Origin of the sequence: Sodalis sp. RH21, assembly GCF_047324175.1 — a bacterium.
Taxonomy (GTDB): domain Bacteria; phylum Pseudomonadota; class Gammaproteobacteria; order Enterobacterales; family Enterobacteriaceae; genus Acerihabitans.
Window position 1 is genome coordinate 3,618,750 of sequence record NZ_CP178732.1, and the last position, 16,900, is coordinate 3,635,649.

Here is a 16,900-nt window from a genome sequence, read left to right on the forward strand (position 1 = left end):
GCGAGGGTATCATTGCTCCCCGGCGAGGATAATGCTGATAAGGCGACCAACTGCAACTCCCGTCACTGACCTATTTAAAATTCAACGCGCGCGCATCTTTACGTGAAAATACCGCCCGGCCGCGGTGGCTGAACCCGGCCGGACCTGCCTGGCGTTATGTTAGGAATGCACGTCCTGGGTAAACCATTCGTCGGGCAGTTCCACCCCGCGCCCCGCGGCCAGGGCTTTTTCCAACAGCACCGCGCCTGCGGCCGCAAATTGATAACCCAATCCATGGTAATTCAGGAACCCGGTGATTTCGCTGGCCGCGCGCCGTCCGCTGGCCGCGCCCGAGACCAGATCGGCCAGCGAGGGGGCATGCGCGAACGCGGCGCCGTGGCCCCCGCCCTGCTCCCGGTGGCTGATACCCCGCGCCACCACCAGGTGATCGTCGCCCATATTGCCGGGATCGTGCACCACCAGCCGGTCAAGGCGGCCAAGCGCGTCGCCGGCGATTTCCCCGGACCGGATCGACCCGAGATGCATGCCGGGCCGCAGCGCGTCGCCGTCCAGCACCGGTTGCAGGCTGTTGGTGGCGCACAGGACGATATCCGCCCGGCTGACCGCCTCGCGGGCGCTGGCCGCCGCATGCACCTCGATTCCCAGCTTGCGTTCCATCCGGGCGGCGAAAGCGCGCCGGCGCCCTTCGTCCGGGCTATAGACATCCAGGCGGTCCAGCGTGCGCACCGCGGCCACGGCTTCCGCCTGGGCGAACGCCTGCCAGCCGCTGCCGAGAATGGCGGCGCGGCGGGCATCTTCACGGGCCAGATAACGCACCCCTAACCCGCTTGACGCCCCCACCCGCATCCGCTGCAACACGCCGTCCGGGAACAGCGCCAGCGGAACCCCGCTGCCGGTATCGAACAGCATCACCAGGCCGACCCAGCGCGCGCCGGGAGCCGCGGGGATCTTGACCTTGCGCGTCGCGCCGTTCGCCTTGGGAAACGAGAGAATATCCGAGTTGATTCTGACGGCGCCGATATGGTAGCGAGGCGCCACCGCGCCCAACATTTTTAAGGAGTAGACCGCATCCGGCGCCGACGTTGGCGTAATCATATCGGAGCGACGGCCGTTGATGGTCTCGCCCAGCGCCACGTCGCGATAGGTTTGCTCAAACGCGGCGATACAGGCCTCCATCGTCAGCACGCTGTCGATGTCGTCGTTGGAAAAAATAAGCATCTCATTCGCCTTGCACCTGCCAACATCGCGCAATCGCGATACGTAATTCATCAATATCAATTTAACTAACCGGAAACACAATGAATAAAAAAGCATAACTATTGCCATTTAACGCACAAGACGCCGCCGGCGATCGACGGCATACTATGGCTCGGTTTTTACCGCCCCGATAACAGGGCGCCGCGGCGCGGACGATGGCCCGCTGCGGGTTCGCGCTTTATTCGCCGGAGGATTGATTATGGGTTTCCACAATGCCGATTTCGTTATGCCGGGCCAGGGTGAATCATTGGCGGAGACGATTGCCGGCATTATCAGCGTCTTGGACGTGGATACGCTGCCGCCCCGGGCGATCGCGGCGGCGGTTAATGATTTAATCGATATGGCCGGTCTGTGCGTGGCGGCGCGTGAAAGCGATTATATCGGCGCCCTGCTGCGCACCGGGGATCAAGACGGCGTCTGTACCGCCATCGGCCACCGGGCCGGTTTTTCGGCCGCCGCCGCCGCGCTGATTAACGGCACCGCCACCCACGGCGAGGATTTCGACGACACGCTGGAAGGCGCGCCGATCCGGGTCGGGGCCATGGTGCTGCCCGCCGTGCTGGCGGCGGCCGAGCGCCACCACCGCACCGGCCGAGATGCGCTGCGCGGGATGATCGCCGGGCTGGAAATGGTGTGCCGCTTTAATCATGTGGTGCCCGGCGCCATGCATAAAGCCGGGTTTCATCCGGTGGGTATTATCGGTACGCTGGGCGCTACCGCCGGCGTCGGCGTGACGCTGGGGCTGACGCCGCGGCAATTGACCGACGCGTTTGGCATCGCCGGCAGTTTTGCCTCGGGTATCGGCGAGTTTCTGACGGAAGGGGCCTGGACCAAGCGCCTGCATCCGGGCTGGGCGGCGCAGTCGGGCTATAAAGCCGCGTTACTGGGCCAGGCGGGATTTGTCGGCCCGCGCACCGTATTTGAAGGGCCGCGTAATATTTTTCGCGTGTTCAGCCGCGATGCGCCGGCCCAGTATCCCCCGCTGTTATCGGGACTCGGCCAGGAGTGGCTGATGGAAAACATCGCGTTCAAACCCTATGCCTGCGGCACCATGATTCATCCTTTTATCGACTGCATGCTGCGCCTGCGCGCCCGTCATATCGCGCCGGACGACATCGTCTCGATTACCTGCGAAACCGGCGAAGGCCTGGTTGACCGGCTGTGGGAACCGCTGGCCGCGAAACGGTCGCCGCCCAGCGGCTATGCGGCTAAATTCAGCATGCCCTTCGCCATGGCGGTGGCCTGGTTTGACGGCGCCGCCGGCCTGGAGCAATTTACCGACCGGCAGGTCCAGCGGCCGGAAGTACTGCAACTGGCCGCCCGGATCAGTTATGTCATCGATCCGCATAACGAATATCCGCGCAACTATAGCGGACATATCCGGGTCACGTTGCGCGACGGCGCCGTGCACGAGCTGCGCCAGCCGCACTTTCGCGGCGGGGTTAAAGAGCCGCTGGGCCGGGACGAACTGGTAGCCAAATTTGAGCGCAATATCGCCTACGGCGGCCTGTCGGAAAGTTACGGCGCCCGCCTGCTGAATTTCTGCCTTAATATAGGCGACGTTGCCGATATGGCGGCGCTGGCGCAATTCAGGCCTTGAAAGCGCCAAAATGGCGCAACATCAAATTAGAACATTTTTCGCTAATCCTATTGAATTATGTTCTTTGACAGTCCTTATCCACTTATATGACAATCGCTGCCAGCAACCCCGCAGGTTATAAAAAATAGCGCTGAGTCGTCAGTATGAATATATCGGGTTTTTATCGTCGTGATAGACAGGGTGTGATTGTTCTGCTGCTTTCGGTAGTGATTTTTGTTTTGGCTCTCTTGTTTCTGCCCGGTTTCTTCAGTGCCGGAAATTTAATTAACTTGGTAAGAAGCGTTACCTTATTAGGTATTTTGGCGGTTGCCATGGGTATGATAGTGATTGGTCGCGGGATCGATCTCTCTATCGTTGCTGTCATGGCTATGTCAACCGCCTGGTTTTTAAATATGCTGAACCAGCACGTTCCGCTGGCCCCGGCATTAGGCTACACCGTACTGGCGGTATTGCTGGTGGGGTGTATCAATGGCGTATTGATTGCCTACGCTGAAATTCCCGCGCTGTTCGCCACCCTGGCGACCGGTATTTTTGTCTATGGTTTCGCCCGTTCCCAGCTTATCGCCCAGGATGTGATTTATCTGCCAGCGCAGCAACAGGGGCTTGCGGCGCTGGGTCATGCCCGCCTGGCCGGCATCCCGCTGGAGATTTTTCTGTTCCTGCTGCTGGCGCTGCTGATGGCGGCGCTATTGCGTTATTGCAAATACGGCCGGTTTATTTATCTGATGGGGGACAATTACCATGCGGCCCGCAATAGCGGGATACCGGTACGCCCGCTGATAGTATTGCAATATATTATCTCCGCCCTGATTGCTTTTATCGCCGGATTGGTGATTGTGGCCAGCCTGCATTCGATCAATACCCGCATTATTAATTCAACGTTATTGTACGACATTATTCTGGTGGTGGTGATCGGCGGCATTGGCTTAACCGGCGGGCGCGGCGGAATACGTAATGTTATTTACGGCACCCTGCTTATCGGGATTATCATTAATGGCCTGACCATTATGGATATCCCGGATTTATATCAAAATTTAATAAAAGCCGGGTTTTTACTGATTGCATTGATTATCGATGGCGTATTAAACCCGCGCGACGAACAAACCGATCAGCAAGGCGATATTTAATTTTACGCGGCTTATATCATAACAGGCAGGGGATAAAAATGAAAAAATGGCAACATATCGCGGCATTGGGGCTGGCGCTCAGCGTCTGGGGCGGCAGCGCGTTTGGCCGCGATGATCCGGGTCCGGCCAGCGTGGCGCAAAACCTGGCCGGCAAAACCGTGGTGCTGATTCCCATGGCGATGGGCATGGATTTATCACAGGGCTGGGCTTTTTATATCGGCAATTCTCTCAAAGCCGCCGGCATTACGTTTGAAACCCGCGACCCCAACTGGAAGCCGGATGACGGCGCGCAGGCCCTCACCGATGCGATTAACCGCAAAGTGGCGGCGGTGATTGTGCAATCCCCGGATTTGCAGTCCTACACCAAGCTGTATAAGCGCGCGCAGCAGGCGGGCATTTACGTTATCCAGGTGGATAACCCGAGTAATTTCTCTTCCGATGCGTTTGTGGGCAGTAACTGGACCACGGTCGGCCAGCTGGAAGCGCAGGCGGTGGTGAAAGGCTGCGGCCCCGGCTCATCCCATAAAATCGGCGTGATCCAGGGCGATCAGGTCAATGCGTCCAGTCTCGATCAGTATACCGGCCTGACCGAAGAGCTGAAAAAACACCCCGGATTCACCATCGCCGCCGCCCCCTATTCCAACTGGGATGAAACCACCGCGCGCAACGTGACCAGCACCCTGATCCAGCAGCACCCCGACGTCTGCGGCATCGTGGATTTCTGGTCCACTACCGCCCAGGGCACCGGCGCGGCCATACGCGACGCGGGTAAAACCGGCAAAATCTACCTGGCGACCACCGGCGGCGGCGAACAGGCGGACTGCGATCGGCTCAATAACGGTCTGATTGACGCGCTGGTATCGACCGATGTGCCCAATCAGTCGCGGGATATCAGCACGCTGGTGAAATACCTGCTGCAAACCGGCATCAAAGCGGGCAGCGCCAAAACCTGGCTATACACGCCGGAAAGCATCACCACCCGCGAGGATATCCATCCCGGCACCTGCTGGTCGCTAAAGGCCAACGCGGCGGCCTGATCGCCTTAAGCGCCGGTCATTTCCCCGACCGGCCCGTTACCCCCACTTCGGTTATCCGTCATGTCATTACGTGAAACATGGGTAAAAGCGCGCTATAACCTGCTGCCCACTTATATGCTGGGCGAACTGCTGACCAAGCGCTGGATAGACAATGTCATTCCGGTGGCGTTTTTGCTGCTGATCCTGCCGGGACTGAACAGCGTTATTCCCGATTTTTTTAATCTGTCCAGCCTGAGCGATACCGGGCGGCAACTGGGCGAATTTTCGCTGGTGGCCATGGGCATGGGGATCGTGATGCTCGGCGGCGGTATCGATCTGAGCGTCGGAGCGATTTTCGCCCTGTGCGCCTTTAGCGCCGTCGCGTCGGTTTACCTGCTGCAATTGCCGCTGGCGCTGGCGTTTCTACTGACCCTGGGCGTGGGCGCCCTGGCCGGGGCCTTTAACGGCGTGCTGATCGGCTATCTGCGCCTGCGGGCATTTTTGACCACGCTGGTCAGCTTTATTTTGATCCGTACGCTGTTTGATATCCTGGCGGTGAAATACGCCACCCAAATCCAGCTGGCGTCGGTGGACAACGCGGCCTGGGACTTTATCGGCGACGGCGGGCTCGGCCCCTTCCCGGTCAGCCTTATAGCGGCGCTGGCGGTGGCGATAGGGTTGCACCTGCTGGTGAGCCGCGGACGTTTCGGCTGGCATATCCAGGCGGTGGGGGGTTCCCGGCGCTCGGCGTTCAATACCGGCATCGCGGTGAAAAAAACCGTGTTTATGACCTATCTGATTTCCGGTATTTGCTGCGCCGTGGGCGGGTTCCTGATTGCGGCGCGCATGAGCGGCATCGGCCCCGGCACCGGCTCGGGCCTGGAAATCATGGCGCTGACCGCCTGCGTCGTGGGCGGCAACAGCCTGGGGGGCGGCCGCGGCTCGGTGGTGAAGGCGGCGATGGGCGCGGTTATCGTACTGCTGTTGACCAACGGGCTGATCCGGCTCGGCCTGCCGAGCGGCAGTACCCAGATGGTGCTGGGCGCGGTGCTGATCGTGGCGGTATTTCTGGATATCCGCTGGCTGAAAAATCGTCACCGGGTGCTGGCCACGGTGTACGTGGCGCCGATTTATACCCGCATGGCGGCCGGCCCGTCGGCGCTGCCGGCGGACAACGGCCGCTGGGCGCTCAATGACCGGCTGGCGCAGGCGGAGACGATCGGCCTGGGCCAGTTGGAAGGCCCGGAGGACGTCATTCTGGACGCGCAGGATCATTTGTATTGCGGCACCCGCCATGGCGAAGTGATCCGCTATTTCGCGCCGGATTATCAGCGCTCGGAAGTGTTTGCCCATACCGGCGGCTTTCCGCTGGGATTAGCCCTGGACCGGGACCAGTCGCTGACGATCTGCGTGGGGGCCATGGGCCTGTACCGGGTCTCGCCGCAGCGCGAGGTCACGCAATTGTCCACCGAAACACGGCGCTCCTGGCGTTCCATCGTGGACGACGCCCGGCTGCGGGACCCCAATGATTGCGATATCGCCCCCGACGGACGGGTGTTTTTTACCGACTCCACCACCCGCTACGACGCCCATGAATGGGCGCTGGACAGCATTGAAAGCCGCCCCACCGGCCGCCTGCTGTGTTATTACCCCGCCAGCGGCAAAACCGAGACCCTGCTCAGCGGTCTGCGCTACGCCAACGGCGTGTGCATCGCCCATGACGGCCAATCGCTGTTTTTGGCCGAGTCCTGGGCCTGCCGGGTCCATCGCTATTGGTTCGACGGCCCCGAAAAAGGCCGTCTCGATACGGTGATCGCCGATATGCCCGGCTATCCCGATAATATCAATCGGGCGTCGGACGGCAATTACTGGATGGCCTGGCTGGGCATGCGTACGCCGACCTTTGACCTGGCGCTGCGCCATCCGGGCATGCGCCGGCGCATGACCCGCCGCCTGGTGCAGGATGAATGGTTATTTCCCAATATCAATACCGGCGGCGTGCTGAAATTCACGCCGGCCGGCGAAATCGTCGAGGTGCTCGGCAATCTGGGCGGGCTGAGCCATCCCATGGTGACCTCGATGCGCGAGCATAAAGGCTATTTGTATATCGGCGGCATCCTTAACAACCGTATCGGCCGCTTCAAGCTGACCGGCGCCGATCCCCACTGGACCGGCTATCAATCCTACTGGGGGAGCGCCCGATGAACCCGTCCCGACTGTTCGATTTCCTGCGCGGCCAGGCCCTGACCATTCCCCCCATGGACGGGGTCTTCCGGCCGGATAATCGCCTTGAACAGGCGCCCGCCCGGGTCAAGCTGCCCCGGCCGGATAATCTCACCGCCGACGCGGCGGGGGCGGTATTTTCCAGCGATGAGCGGCTCTATCGCCTGCCCGCCGCGCCCGGTGGGGAGCCCTTATTGTTATATCGCTTCCCGCACCCGATTATCAGCCTGGCCGCGCGCCCCGGCGGCGGGCTGGCGGCGGGCCTGGATGACCATTCTTTGTGGCTGTTCGCCGACGGCGCCGCGGCGCCGCTGGCCCTGGGCGAGCCCGCCATTCGCTGCCCAACCGCCCTGCTGTTTCTCGATGAGCGCCGCCTGGCGGTGTGCGTGGGCTCGTCGTCGCTTAAGGCCGGCGACTGGCGGCGGGATTTATTAAGCCATCATCGCCAGGGATCGGTGTGGCTGGCGGATATCCGGTCGCGGGAGGCCCGCTGCCTGGTGCGCGGCCTGGCATTTCCCAACGGCGTGGCCCCCGGGCCGCAACCGGCAACGCTAGCGGTCAGCGAGAGCTGGCGCCACCGGTTATTGCAAATCCCGCTGGCCGGCGGCGCGCCCATCGTCCTGGCCGATCAATTGCCGGCCTACCCCGGCCGGATCGTCCGGGACGCCGGGGGCGGTTACTGGCTGGCCTGTTTTGCCCCGCGCAACCGGCTGGTGGAATTCGTGCTGCGGGAAAAAGCCTACCGGCGGGATATGCTGGCCGACGTGCCCCCCGACTACTGGATCGCGCCGGCGCTGTCGTCCGGCGGCCATTTCCTTGAACCGCTGCAATGCGGCGGGGTGAAAACCATGGGCGTGCATAAGCCCTGGTCGCCGAGCCGATCCTGGGGACTGGCGGTTTACCTGGACAGCCGGCTCAGGCCGGCGGCCAGCTATCACAGCCGCGCCGACGGCACGCGCCACGGCGTCACCAGCATTTTGCCCCAGGGGGAGCACGTTTGGGTCGCCGCCAAAGGCGGGGACGTTATCGTGGATATCGGCCGGGAGGCGACGTATGGCTGAATTATTGACCCTGCTTGGCATCGGCAAGCATTATCACGGCGCCAAGGCGCTGGACGGGGTGGATTTTACGCTCCGCGCCGGCGAGATTCACGGATTGCTGGGCGAAAACGGCGCCGGCAAATCGACGCTAAGCAAAATTATCGCCGGCGTGGTGCCCCCCGACGGCGGCCGGATACTTTGGGAAGGGCGGCCGGTGAGTTTTGCCAATCCCGCTGCGGCGCTGCGCCAGGGTATCGCCATGGTGTTCCAGGAAACCAGCCTGATCCCATCAATGACCGTGGCGCAAAATATCTGGCTGGGGGATGAAAAAGCCTTCAACCGGCTGCGCGGCGTCTATATCGCCGCCCAGCAGTTTTTGCAATCGCTAAATTTCCCGGTCGATCCCACCGCCGAGGTTTCCACGCTCGGCGCAGCCAAGCGCCAACTGGTGGAAATTGCCCGGGCGGTGCGGCTGCGGGCGCGGGTGATTATTTTCGATGAACCCACCGCCACCCTGACGCCGGAAGAGAAGCGCCATTTTTTCGCCTTGATGCGCCGGCTGCAGGGGCAAGGGATCACCCTGCTGTTTATCAGCCATGCCATAGAAGAAGCGCTGCAACTGGCCGATCGCATTACTATTCTGCGGGACGGACAGCATGTGATCACCGACCGCGCCGCCGCCTTTTCCCGCGAGCGGATTATTGCCTTGATGGTGGGACGCACCCTGGCCGCCGGCTATGGCGCGGCCGGCCCGCGCATCCCGCGTCCGGCCGGGGAACGTATTCTCAGCGTGCAGGACCTGTCGCTGGGCAACGTGGTGCGCAACAACGCCTTTTCCCTGTACGCCGGCCAGATCACCGGTATCTTTGGCCTGGTGGGTTCGGGGCGTACCGAAACGGCGAAAATCATCGCCGGGATTTATAAGCGCGACTTTTCCCGCGGCGGCAATATCCTGCTGCGCGGCCGCCCCGTTCGTTACCGCGTGCCCCGCCAGGCCGTGCTCGACGGTATTGTGTATGTGACCGAAGATCGCAAGTCCGAAGGTTTTTTTGAAAACGCCTCGATTGCCGATAATCTGTATGCCGGGCTGCTGGCCTCCCCCGGGCACCGCGCCTGGTTCACTAATAAAAAGCAGCGCGCGCGCCTGGCGGAACTGTGGCGCGGCAAGCTGAAGATCCGCAGCCTCGACCCCGACGGCCGGGTGGTGCAGTTATCCGGCGGCAATCAGCAAAAAGTGGTGATCGGCAAAAGCCTGGTACAGCGGCCGGCGCTGGTGATTTTCGACGAGCCGACGCGCGGGGTGGACGTGGGGGCCATCGCCGAAATCCATCAGTTGATTAATCAGTTGGCGGATGAGGGACTGGCGGTGATGGTCATCTCCTCGTATCTGCCGGAAATCATGGCGTTATCCGACCGCATTCTGGTTTCACGCCAGGGGCGGATCGTCGAGGAATTCCCGGCCAACGAAATGGATGAAAAGAAAATCATGTACGCAGCCGTACATTAATCCCCAAACCGATAACGAGAGGTAGCGTAATGGCACTGGTAAAGTACATTGATGAAGCGCAGGCGTCGCCCCGGGTACTGGCGGTCTATCAGGATATCAAGCAGACCCGGCAGGTGGAGAGCATCAATAATTTCTGGCGCGCCCTGGCCAACGACCCCGAGACGCTGGAACGCACCTGGCACAGCCTGAAGGCGATTATGGCGCCGGACGGCGCCCTGGACCCGCTGGTGAAAGAACTGATCTACGTGGCGGTATCCATCACCAACGGCTGTGATTATTGCACCGTTTCGCACCTGGCGGCGGCGCGCAAGGCCGGCCTGACCGCGCAAATGCGCAACGAGCTGATTAGCGTGGTGGGCATGGCCAACGAAACCAATCGCCTGTCGCGCGGCTATCTGGTGGATATCGACGCCGCGCTGCTGCAGGCGGCGTCGTCCATCGGCGAGGAATAAACCGCGCGCCGGCGCGCCGTTATTTCATGCTGTGCACGATGGTTTCGACATTGTGTTTAAAGGCCGCTTCATAGGTCGCGGCGGGGCCGTCGGCCTTGGACAGCGCTTCCGGATAAAGCTCGCCGCCCGGCTGTGCGCCGCTGGCGGCGGCGACCTGTTTCACCAGGCGCGGATCGGTTTGGTTTTCCATAAAGTAGGTTTTGATATCTTCCTGCTTGATTTGCTTGATCAGGCCGGCCACATCGCTGGCGCTGGCTTCCGATTCGGTGGAAAACCCGACCGGCGCCAGGAATGTAACGCCATATTCCGCACCGAAATAACCAAACGCATCGTGGCTGGTGATAATTTTGCGTTTGGCCTGCGGAATAGCGGCAAACTCATCTTTGGCCCAGGCGTCCAGTTTTTCCAATCGCTGAATATAATCCCCGCCGCGTTTACGGAAATCCGCCGCATCTTGCGGATCGGCGGCAATCAGCGCATCCATCACGTTGCGCGCATAAATCGCGCCGTTTTTGGCGCTGTTCCAGGCATGGGGATCGGTAATGGTCTTGCCGTCGTCCACCATCTTGCGCGCATTGACGCCGTTGGAGGCGGTAATCACCTTGCCCTGGTAACCGGACGCGCTCACCAGGCGATCGATCCACCCTTCCAAGCCCAGGCCGCTGACGAACACCACGTCGGCTTTGTTCAGCGCCTGGCTGTCTTTGGGCGAAGGCTCAAAACTGTGCGGGTCGCCGTCCGGACCCACCAGGCTGGTGACGGCGACATGATCGCCGCCGACCTGTTTCACGATATCGGCCAATACGGAAAAGCTGGCTACCGCGTCGACCGTTTTGGCCAGCGCGGCGGGACTCAGTACAATCATCACAACCGCTAATGATGCCGGTAAACGTTTCATTTTGTCTCCTTGTTGATAAACACCCTGTGGCGCCGCAGTGCTACGGTGAAGCCACCGCGCGGACCGAATAACACCGAAATAAAAAACAGCACGCTCGCCGACAGCACAATGGCCGGGCCGGCCGGCAGCGAGGCGTAAAATGACCACAGCAATCCGCATAGGGAACTTAGCAGGCCGATAGCCACGGCCAGCAGCAGCGTTGTGGTGAGATGGCCGGACCAGCAGCGCGCGGCCACCGCGGGCAGCATCATCAGCCCCACCGACATCAGCGTGCCGAGGATCTGGAAACCGGCCACCAGGTTAAGCACCACCAGCGCCAGAAATAGCGCATGGATAAGCCGCGGATACCCCTGCCGGTTAACCCGTAAAAACGCCACGTCAAAAGCCTCGATCACCAGGGCGCGATACAGCAGCGCCAGGCTCAGGAACGTGAAGCTGGCGATAAAACCGACAAACTTGATCGCATTGATATCCACCGCCAGAATTGAACCGAACAGCAGATGCAATAAATCCACGCTGGAACCGTGCAGGGATACCAGCGTCACTCCCAGGGCCAGCGAGCCCAGATAAAAACCGGCGAAACTGGCGTCTTCTTTAAGGGCGGTGCGCGACGTCACCAGGCCCGAAAGCACCGCCACCAGCAGGCCGGCGGCAAAACCGCCCACGCCCATCGCCATCAGCGACATGCCGGAGATAAGATAACCGATGGCCACGCCGGGCAGGATGGCGTGGGATAAGGCGTCCCCCACCAGGCTCATCCTGCGCAATAACAAAAATACCCCGAGCGGCGTGGTGCTCAACGATAAGGCGAGGCAGGCCACCAGCGCCCGGCGCATAAAACCATAAGAAACAAAGGGGTCGATCAGCAAATGCGCTATCATCGGGAAACCTGGACCAAAGAAGGGGGAATATGCGGACTGGTTTGCGAATTTTGCAACTGCCGCGCCGCCCACCAGGATAAAACCTCGCCGGAGGCGCCCCAGCGGATTTGGTCGGGCGTAAACAGCAAAGTTTGCGGAAAATGGCGGGCCACCGTCTGATTATCATGCAGCACCACCAGCAGCGTTTGTCCGTCGGCGTGCAGTTGCCCGATAACCTCCATCAGCAGCCCGCAGGTCTGGCTGTCGATGCCGGTAAACGGTTCATCGAGCAGGATCAGCGGCGCCCGCTGCACCAACAGGCGGGCAAAAAGCATGCGCTGGAATTGCCCGCCCGACAGCGCCTCGATGGGCCGCGCCGGCATGGAGGATAAACCGACGCGTTCCAGCGCCTGGTAAATCCGGGTTTTGTCCCCGCGGCCGATGCGCCGCAGCAGGCCGGTTACCGGCCAGCACCCCATGGCGACCACGTCAAAGACGTTTATGGGAAACTGGCGATCCATTTCCGACTGCTGCGGCAAATAAGCCATGCGCGGCCTGAGCGCGCCGGTAAAGCTCAACCGGCCCGAAACGGGAGGCAATAAGCCGGCGATGGTTTTCAGCAGGGTGGATTTGCCGGTACCGTTGGCCCCCACCAGCGCGGTCATGCTGCCCCGGCGGATGGCGCCGCTGATGCAGGGCGTGATGCCCTGCCCCTGATATCCCAATACCAGTTGGTCCAGGGTTATCATGGCAGTAACGCGGCCCAATAGACGGCGCCCCACAGTACGGCCAGCACTCCACCGGCGCACGCCATGCGCAGCGCCCAGGACGCGGTGAACAGATTAAGGGGACTGCGTTGGTTAATAATTTTTATCGAGGCCATTATCGCGCGGTTTATCATGTTATTGTTACTATATAACATAACACCAAAACCGCCGCGCTGGCAAGGCCTCGTATCGACCGGCGCGGATAAATATCCGCCGGCAGCGCCTGACCGCCTATATCGCCCTGAGCACCACGATACCCGGGGTTTTCCTGATATAGGCCAGGAACGGCGAATCCACCACCTTGCGGTGCGCCGCGCGCGAAGACGCGTTGCGCAGCACCGGCCCGCGATCGGTCATGATAAAAATGCCCGTATGCGTGACGTCCATGCCGGCGGCCGGGGTATAAATACCGATAAGATCCCCGTTTTTTAACCGGGCGATGGCCGCGGCATTGACCGCCCTGGCCGGAATATAGGTGATGGCGCGGGTTTCAACGCCGAGGGAGGGGAAAAATTTGCCCCCGCCGGCGGTTTGATTCAGGGTTTTGGTGACGGTGAGCGCATCGGGGCTGATGGCGCTGGTCACATCCGTGGCGTTGAGCGGGGATAAATGCGCCCAGTCGGTAAAAAACTGCTTGCGGTGCGCATAGCTGACGTCGCCGTCCACATAGCGGGTGCGCCGCAGATTTTCGCTGAATTGCGCGGCGTTGGCGGATTTGCTCAGGGCGTCCACATAATCCAGATACGTGAAACAATCCACACCGTTAAAATCGATCACTAATCGTTCAGGCTCGGTGGCGGAACCGATCAGCGTATCGGCCACGTAAGGCGTGCCCAGAAAATCCGCCGAGACGGCCGTTATCAGCGCGCCGCGATCGGCCGCGCCGGCGCCGGCGTCCCGATCGGCGATAATGCGGCCGATTTTATCAACGGTGTCGCCGTCGGCATCCGCCGTTTTGACGGCGGGCGCCGGGTGGTGGCCCGCGCAGCCCGCCAATATCATGACCCCGACTAAAAAAATACGTTTGCGCATGCTGCTCCCTTACTCCAATGGAGGCTCAGGATACGCTTTTCCGGCGCCGGCGGGAAAAACTTGAAACAGTTATTGCCTTGCGGCGCCCGGCGCTATTCCGTTAGCATCCCCGCTCCGGTGCCGGTGAACATGCATACAAGGAACGCTGAAGATGTCGCTTAAGGTGTCGCAAAATAAGCGCCATGGCAACGCGGCGCGGCTATGGCCCCCCGGCGCGCTATTTTGCCAGGCCCTGGCATGCCTGGCCCTGGCGTTTGCGCCGACGGCCCAGGCCCATCCCCATAGTTTTATCGATATGCAAACCGAAATCATCAGCCGGCAGGGACTGCTTAGCGGTTTTAAAATGACCTGGACCATGGATGAAATTACCTCCGCCGACGTATTTTACGATGCCGCCGATGCCAAACCCGATTCCGTCGCCTGGAAAAAGCTGGCGGCGCAGGTGATGGCCAACGTCCTGGGCCAGCATTATTTTACCGAGGTGTACCGCGGCGGACAGCCGGTCAAGTTTGAGAATTTGCCCAGCGAATACCATTTATACCGCAACGGGCTGCGGGCGGTGCTGGTGTTTGTGCTGCCGCTGGCGCATCCGCCGCAGCTGGCCGGCGGCGCCATTACCTTTTCCACCTTTGATCCCACCTATTTCGTCGATATGACCTATCGGGACGAGCAGGCGGTTATTTTGCCGGCGCCCCTGCGTGACCGGTGCAAAATAACCTTGATGACGCCCAAGCCCAATCAATCGTTACAGGCTTACGCCCTTTCGTTGGATAAGGCAGATTCTCCCGGCGTGGATATGGCGCTGGGTAAACAATTCGCGCAGCGGGTGCAATTACAATGTCATTAAATGCCCGGCCGGGAAATCGGCGCCGCCCTCCCCGCGGGTGGTCGGCCCTGTGGCCGTTCTGGTTGTTTTTGCTGTTGGTCGTTATCGCCCTGGGCGGCCTGCTGTTATATTGGCCGCAAATCATGCGGCTAAGCGTCCTGTGGCAAAAACAATTGCATCACCATATGGCCGGATTATTGCTTCAGGTGCGCCGCGATCCCCGCCAGGCGGGTACGGGGCTGCTGCTGTTCAGTTTAGGCTACGGCGTCCTGCATGCCGTCGGACCCGGCCACGGCAAAATGGTTATTGCCGCCTATCTGGCCACCCAGCGTTCCCGCCTGAAGCTTAGCCTGGCCATGACGCTGCTGGCCTCGTTATTACAAGGCGCCATGGCCATTATGCTGGTGACCCTGGTGCTGGTGACGCTGCGGCTGTCCGCGGGCGCGCTGCATTTGGGCGAGTTCTGGCTGGAAAAAAGCAGTTACCTGCTGGTGGCGGCGCTGGGCCTGGCGTTATGCCGGCGGGCGCTGGCCAATCTCGCGGGCGGCATTAAGGGCCGGCGCCGGGCGTTCGGCCGCATTACCGGCGCCCGGTACATCGGGTTAAACCGCGCCGGCCCGCGCCCGGCCAATGCGAGCGGCACGGGACATGGCGCCATCTGCGCCTGCGGTCATCGGCACCTGCCCGATAATGCGGCGCTGGCCAGGGCCGGCGGCTGGCGCACCCGGCTGGCGGTGGTGGCGGCCATGGGCTTTCGGCCGTGCTCCGGCGCGGTATTGGTCTTGCTGTTCGCCAAAGTGCTCGGGGTCTATCGCTGGGGAGTGCTAGCGGCGCTGGTGATGTCGGCGGGCACCGCCTGCACCCTGCTCACGATCGCGCTGCTGGTGTTCGTTGGCCGCCGCTATGCCGAACGGCTGACCCGCAGCCACTCGCCCCGCGCGGCGCGGGACGTGGCCTGGGCGACGCTATCGCTGGCCGGAGGCCTGTTATTGACGGCCGCCGGCGTTATCCTGTACCTCAGCGCCCAGCCGGCCATCATGGGCGCCTTGCGGCCATTTGGCCACGCTTGACCCGGGTTACCCGGCGGCCAGTCGGCGTAAGGCCGAAATAAGCCCCGCCACCCCCCGCGCTATTTTCGCGCGCGGGCAGCCCGCATTGAGGCGTAAAAATCCCTGGCCCTCGATGCCATAGGTAAGGCCCGGCATAATGGCCAGCTTCTCCCGGTCGATCAATATGCGCTGTAAATCCCCATCGTTGACATTTAGCGCCCGCAGGTCGATCCAGGCCAGATAGGTGGACTGGGGAGGCCGGCAGCGCAGTTGGGGAAACGCCTGATTCAGCCGATCCGCCGCATACCGCAGATTGGCCAGCAGGTAGTCCCGCAGTTCGTCCAGCCACGGACCGCCCTGCTCATAGGCGGCGATATGCGCCGCCACCGACAGCACCGCCGGTGAAGACAGACCGTCAGCCGCCTTCAGATGGCGGCTGAAATCATTGCGCGCGCCGTCATCGCTGATAAAACCATAGGCGCCGGTTAGCGCGGGAATATTAAATGACTTGGATGCGGAGGTCAGCAGCGCCCAGGCGGTGGTGGCCACTTCGCTCCAGGGAATATGCGCGCCCTCCCATACCATGTCCATATGGATTTCATCGCTAATCACCCGCACGCCGTGGCGTTCGCATAAGTCGGCCATGGCGCGCAGCTCGTCGCGGGACCAGACTTTGCCGGTGGGATTGTGCGGATTGCACAGCAGCAGCACCTTGGCATCCGGCCGCGCCAGCAAGGTCTCCAGGTGCGCCATATCGCAGCGCCACTCATCCCCCTCGCGCCGCAGCGGGCTGGGCAGCAACCGGCGGCCGTTGGCGGCCACGACGTGGTAGAACGCGTCGTAGGCCGGGGTATGCACCACCACGCCCTGCCCCGGCAACGACCATTGGCGGATCAATTGGGCGGCCATATAAATCACCGACGGGGCGAACACCGCCATCGTCGTATCGATACGGCAGTGAAAACGCCGGGCGTACCAGCCCGCCAGGGCGTCGAGAAACTCGGCGTGCCGCCAGCGGCTGTAGCCGAACACCCCGTGGGACAGCCGCCGCTCCAGCGCCTCGATCACGCAGGGCGCGGTGGCGAAATCCATATCGGAAATGGTAAACGGCAGCAGGTCTTCGGCGCCAAACCGATCGCCGATATAATCCCACTGCGTGCACCAGGTGCCGCGGCGATCCTGGCTGGCGGAAAAATCGTACATGGCTTCATTCTCTCTACAAGGGAACGCATGGAAAAGAATCCGC

General features: G+C 61.5%; 15 protein-coding genes. 9 read left to right on the plus strand and 6 right to left on the minus strand.

Translation table 11 applies throughout. The annotated features are described in order from the left end of the window. Nucleotides 1-159: 159 nt before the first annotated feature. Entirely contained in the window at nucleotides 160-1,218 is a 1,059-nt protein-coding gene (locus tag ACL2XP_RS16595; RefSeq protein WP_413733964.1) for an ornithine cyclodeaminase family protein, read from the minus strand. Between the two features lie 238 nt (nucleotides 1,219-1,456). Between ACL2XP_RS16595 and ACL2XP_RS16600 the strand changes: the two genes are divergently transcribed. The 7 genes from ACL2XP_RS16600 to ACL2XP_RS16630 all read left to right on the plus strand — a co-directional run bounded on the left by ACL2XP_RS16600 (nucleotide 1,457) and on the right by ACL2XP_RS16630 (nucleotide 10,222). Next, complete coding sequence (locus ACL2XP_RS16600) at nucleotides 1,457-2,857, plus strand: MmgE/PrpD family protein (protein WP_413733966.1); 1,401 nt, start codon at nucleotides 1,457-1,459, stop codon at nucleotides 2,855-2,857. A gap of 143 nt (nucleotides 2,858-3,000) precedes the next feature. After that, nucleotides 3,001-3,984: an ABC transporter permease gene (locus tag ACL2XP_RS16605; protein ID WP_413733968.1), complete on the plus strand. Its 984-nt coding sequence runs from the start codon at nucleotides 3,001-3,003 to the stop codon at nucleotides 3,982-3,984. A gap of 38 nt (nucleotides 3,985-4,022) precedes the next feature. Beyond that, nucleotides 4,023-5,021: a sugar ABC transporter substrate-binding protein gene (locus tag ACL2XP_RS16610; RefSeq protein WP_413733970.1), complete on the plus strand. Its 999-nt coding sequence runs from the start codon at nucleotides 4,023-4,025 to the stop codon at nucleotides 5,019-5,021. A 60-nt stretch (nucleotides 5,022-5,081) separates the two neighbouring features. After that, nucleotides 5,082-7,205, plus strand: a complete 2,124-nt coding sequence (locus tag ACL2XP_RS16615) for an ABC transporter permease (RefSeq protein WP_413733971.1) — start codon at nucleotides 5,082-5,084, stop codon at nucleotides 7,203-7,205. Continuing rightward, nucleotides 7,202-8,284 carry a hypothetical protein gene (locus tag ACL2XP_RS16620; protein WP_413733972.1) on the plus strand — a complete coding sequence of 361 codons (1,083 nt, stop codon included), beginning with the start codon at nucleotides 7,202-7,204 and terminating at the stop codon, nucleotides 8,282-8,284. Before ACL2XP_RS16615 ends, ACL2XP_RS16620 begins: the two co-directional genes overlap by 4 nt. Beyond that, nucleotides 8,277-9,770 carry a sugar ABC transporter ATP-binding protein gene (locus ACL2XP_RS16625; RefSeq protein ID WP_413733973.1) on the plus strand — a complete coding sequence of 498 codons (1,494 nt, stop codon included), beginning with the start codon at nucleotides 8,277-8,279 and terminating at the stop codon, nucleotides 9,768-9,770. The genes ACL2XP_RS16620 and ACL2XP_RS16625 overlap by 8 nt, the downstream gene beginning before the upstream one ends. 29 nt (nucleotides 9,771-9,799) lie before the next feature. After that, nucleotides 9,800-10,222 (plus strand): carboxymuconolactone decarboxylase family protein, encoded by a 423-nt coding sequence (locus tag ACL2XP_RS16630; protein WP_413733975.1) that lies wholly within the window; start codon nucleotides 9,800-9,802, stop codon nucleotides 10,220-10,222. Nucleotides 10,223-10,241: 19 nt separating this feature from the next. Here the strand turns inward: ACL2XP_RS16630 and ACL2XP_RS16635 are convergent, their stop codons facing one another. The 4 genes from ACL2XP_RS16635 to ACL2XP_RS16650 form a co-directional block, all read right to left on the minus strand. Beyond that, nucleotides 10,242-11,120 carry a metal ABC transporter substrate-binding protein gene (locus ACL2XP_RS16635; protein ID WP_413733976.1) on the minus strand — a complete coding sequence of 293 codons (879 nt, stop codon included), beginning with the start codon at nucleotides 11,118-11,120 and terminating at the stop codon, nucleotides 10,242-10,244. Continuing rightward, nucleotides 11,117-12,001 carry a metal ABC transporter permease gene (locus tag ACL2XP_RS16640; protein ID WP_413733978.1) on the minus strand — a complete coding sequence of 295 codons (885 nt, stop codon included), beginning with the start codon at nucleotides 11,999-12,001 and terminating at the stop codon, nucleotides 11,117-11,119. The genes ACL2XP_RS16635 and ACL2XP_RS16640 overlap by 4 nt, the downstream gene beginning before the upstream one ends. Continuing rightward, nucleotides 11,998-12,729, minus strand: coding sequence for a metal ABC transporter ATP-binding protein (locus ACL2XP_RS16645; RefSeq protein ID WP_413733979.1), 732 nt, complete (start codon nucleotides 12,727-12,729; stop codon nucleotides 11,998-12,000). The genes ACL2XP_RS16640 and ACL2XP_RS16645 overlap by 4 nt, the downstream gene beginning before the upstream one ends. A gap of 249 nt (nucleotides 12,730-12,978) precedes the next feature. Beyond that, nucleotides 12,979-13,779 carry a DUF1460 domain-containing protein gene (locus ACL2XP_RS16650; RefSeq protein ID WP_413733980.1) on the minus strand — a complete coding sequence of 267 codons (801 nt, stop codon included), beginning with the start codon at nucleotides 13,777-13,779 and terminating at the stop codon, nucleotides 12,979-12,981. Between the two features lie 145 nt (nucleotides 13,780-13,924). Here ACL2XP_RS16650 and ACL2XP_RS16655 point away from each other — a divergent pair, with 145 nt between their 5' ends. Then, nucleotides 13,925-14,626, plus strand: coding sequence for a DUF1007 family protein (locus tag ACL2XP_RS16655; RefSeq protein WP_413739194.1), 702 nt, complete (start codon nucleotides 13,925-13,927; stop codon nucleotides 14,624-14,626). Continuing rightward, nucleotides 14,617-15,675, plus strand: coding sequence for a nickel/cobalt transporter (locus ACL2XP_RS16660; RefSeq protein ID WP_413733982.1), 1,059 nt, complete (start codon nucleotides 14,617-14,619; stop codon nucleotides 15,673-15,675). Before ACL2XP_RS16655 ends, ACL2XP_RS16660 begins: the two co-directional genes overlap by 10 nt. A 6-nt stretch (nucleotides 15,676-15,681) precedes the next feature. Here ACL2XP_RS16660 and ACL2XP_RS16665 read toward each other — a convergent pair whose 3' ends face one another. Beyond that, nucleotides 15,682-16,857 carry a MalY/PatB family protein gene (locus ACL2XP_RS16665; RefSeq protein WP_413733984.1) on the minus strand — a complete coding sequence of 392 codons (1,176 nt, stop codon included), beginning with the start codon at nucleotides 16,855-16,857 and terminating at the stop codon, nucleotides 15,682-15,684. Between the last annotated feature and the right edge of the window lie 43 nt (nucleotides 16,858-16,900).

Coding starts and splice junctions, on each gene's coding strand:
- ACL2XP_RS16595 (WP_413733964.1), bottom strand. CDS start 1,218: ATGCTTATTTTTTCCAACGACGACATCGACAGCGTGCTGACGATGGAG.
- ACL2XP_RS16600 (WP_413733966.1), top strand. CDS start 1,457: ATGGGTTTCCACAATGCCGATTTCGTTATGCCGGGCCAGGGTGAATCA.
- ACL2XP_RS16605 (WP_413733968.1), top strand. CDS start 3,001: ATGAATATATCGGGTTTTTATCGTCGTGATAGACAGGGTGTGATTGTT.
- ACL2XP_RS16610 (WP_413733970.1), top strand. CDS start 4,023: ATGAAAAAATGGCAACATATCGCGGCATTGGGGCTGGCGCTCAGCGTC.
- ACL2XP_RS16615 (WP_413733971.1), top strand. CDS start 5,082: ATGTCATTACGTGAAACATGGGTAAAAGCGCGCTATAACCTGCTGCCC.
- ACL2XP_RS16620 (WP_413733972.1), top strand. CDS start 7,202: ATGAACCCGTCCCGACTGTTCGATTTCCTGCGCGGCCAGGCCCTGACC.
- ACL2XP_RS16625 (WP_413733973.1), top strand. CDS start 8,277: ATGGCTGAATTATTGACCCTGCTTGGCATCGGCAAGCATTATCACGGC.
- ACL2XP_RS16630 (WP_413733975.1), top strand. CDS start 9,800: ATGGCACTGGTAAAGTACATTGATGAAGCGCAGGCGTCGCCCCGGGTA.
- ACL2XP_RS16635 (WP_413733976.1), bottom strand. CDS start 11,120: ATGAAACGTTTACCGGCATCATTAGCGGTTGTGATGATTGTACTGAGT.
- ACL2XP_RS16640 (WP_413733978.1), bottom strand. CDS start 12,001: ATGATAGCGCATTTGCTGATCGACCCCTTTGTTTCTTATGGTTTTATG.
- ACL2XP_RS16645 (WP_413733979.1), bottom strand. CDS start 12,729: ATGATAACCCTGGACCAACTGGTATTGGGATATCAGGGGCAGGGCATC.
- ACL2XP_RS16650 (WP_413733980.1), bottom strand. CDS start 13,779: ATGCGCAAACGTATTTTTTTAGTCGGGGTCATGATATTGGCGGGCTGC.
- ACL2XP_RS16660 (WP_413733982.1), top strand. CDS start 14,617: ATGTCATTAAATGCCCGGCCGGGAAATCGGCGCCGCCCTCCCCGCGGG.
- ACL2XP_RS16665 (WP_413733984.1), bottom strand. CDS start 16,857: ATGTACGATTTTTCCGCCAGCCAGGATCGCCGCGGCACCTGGTGCACG.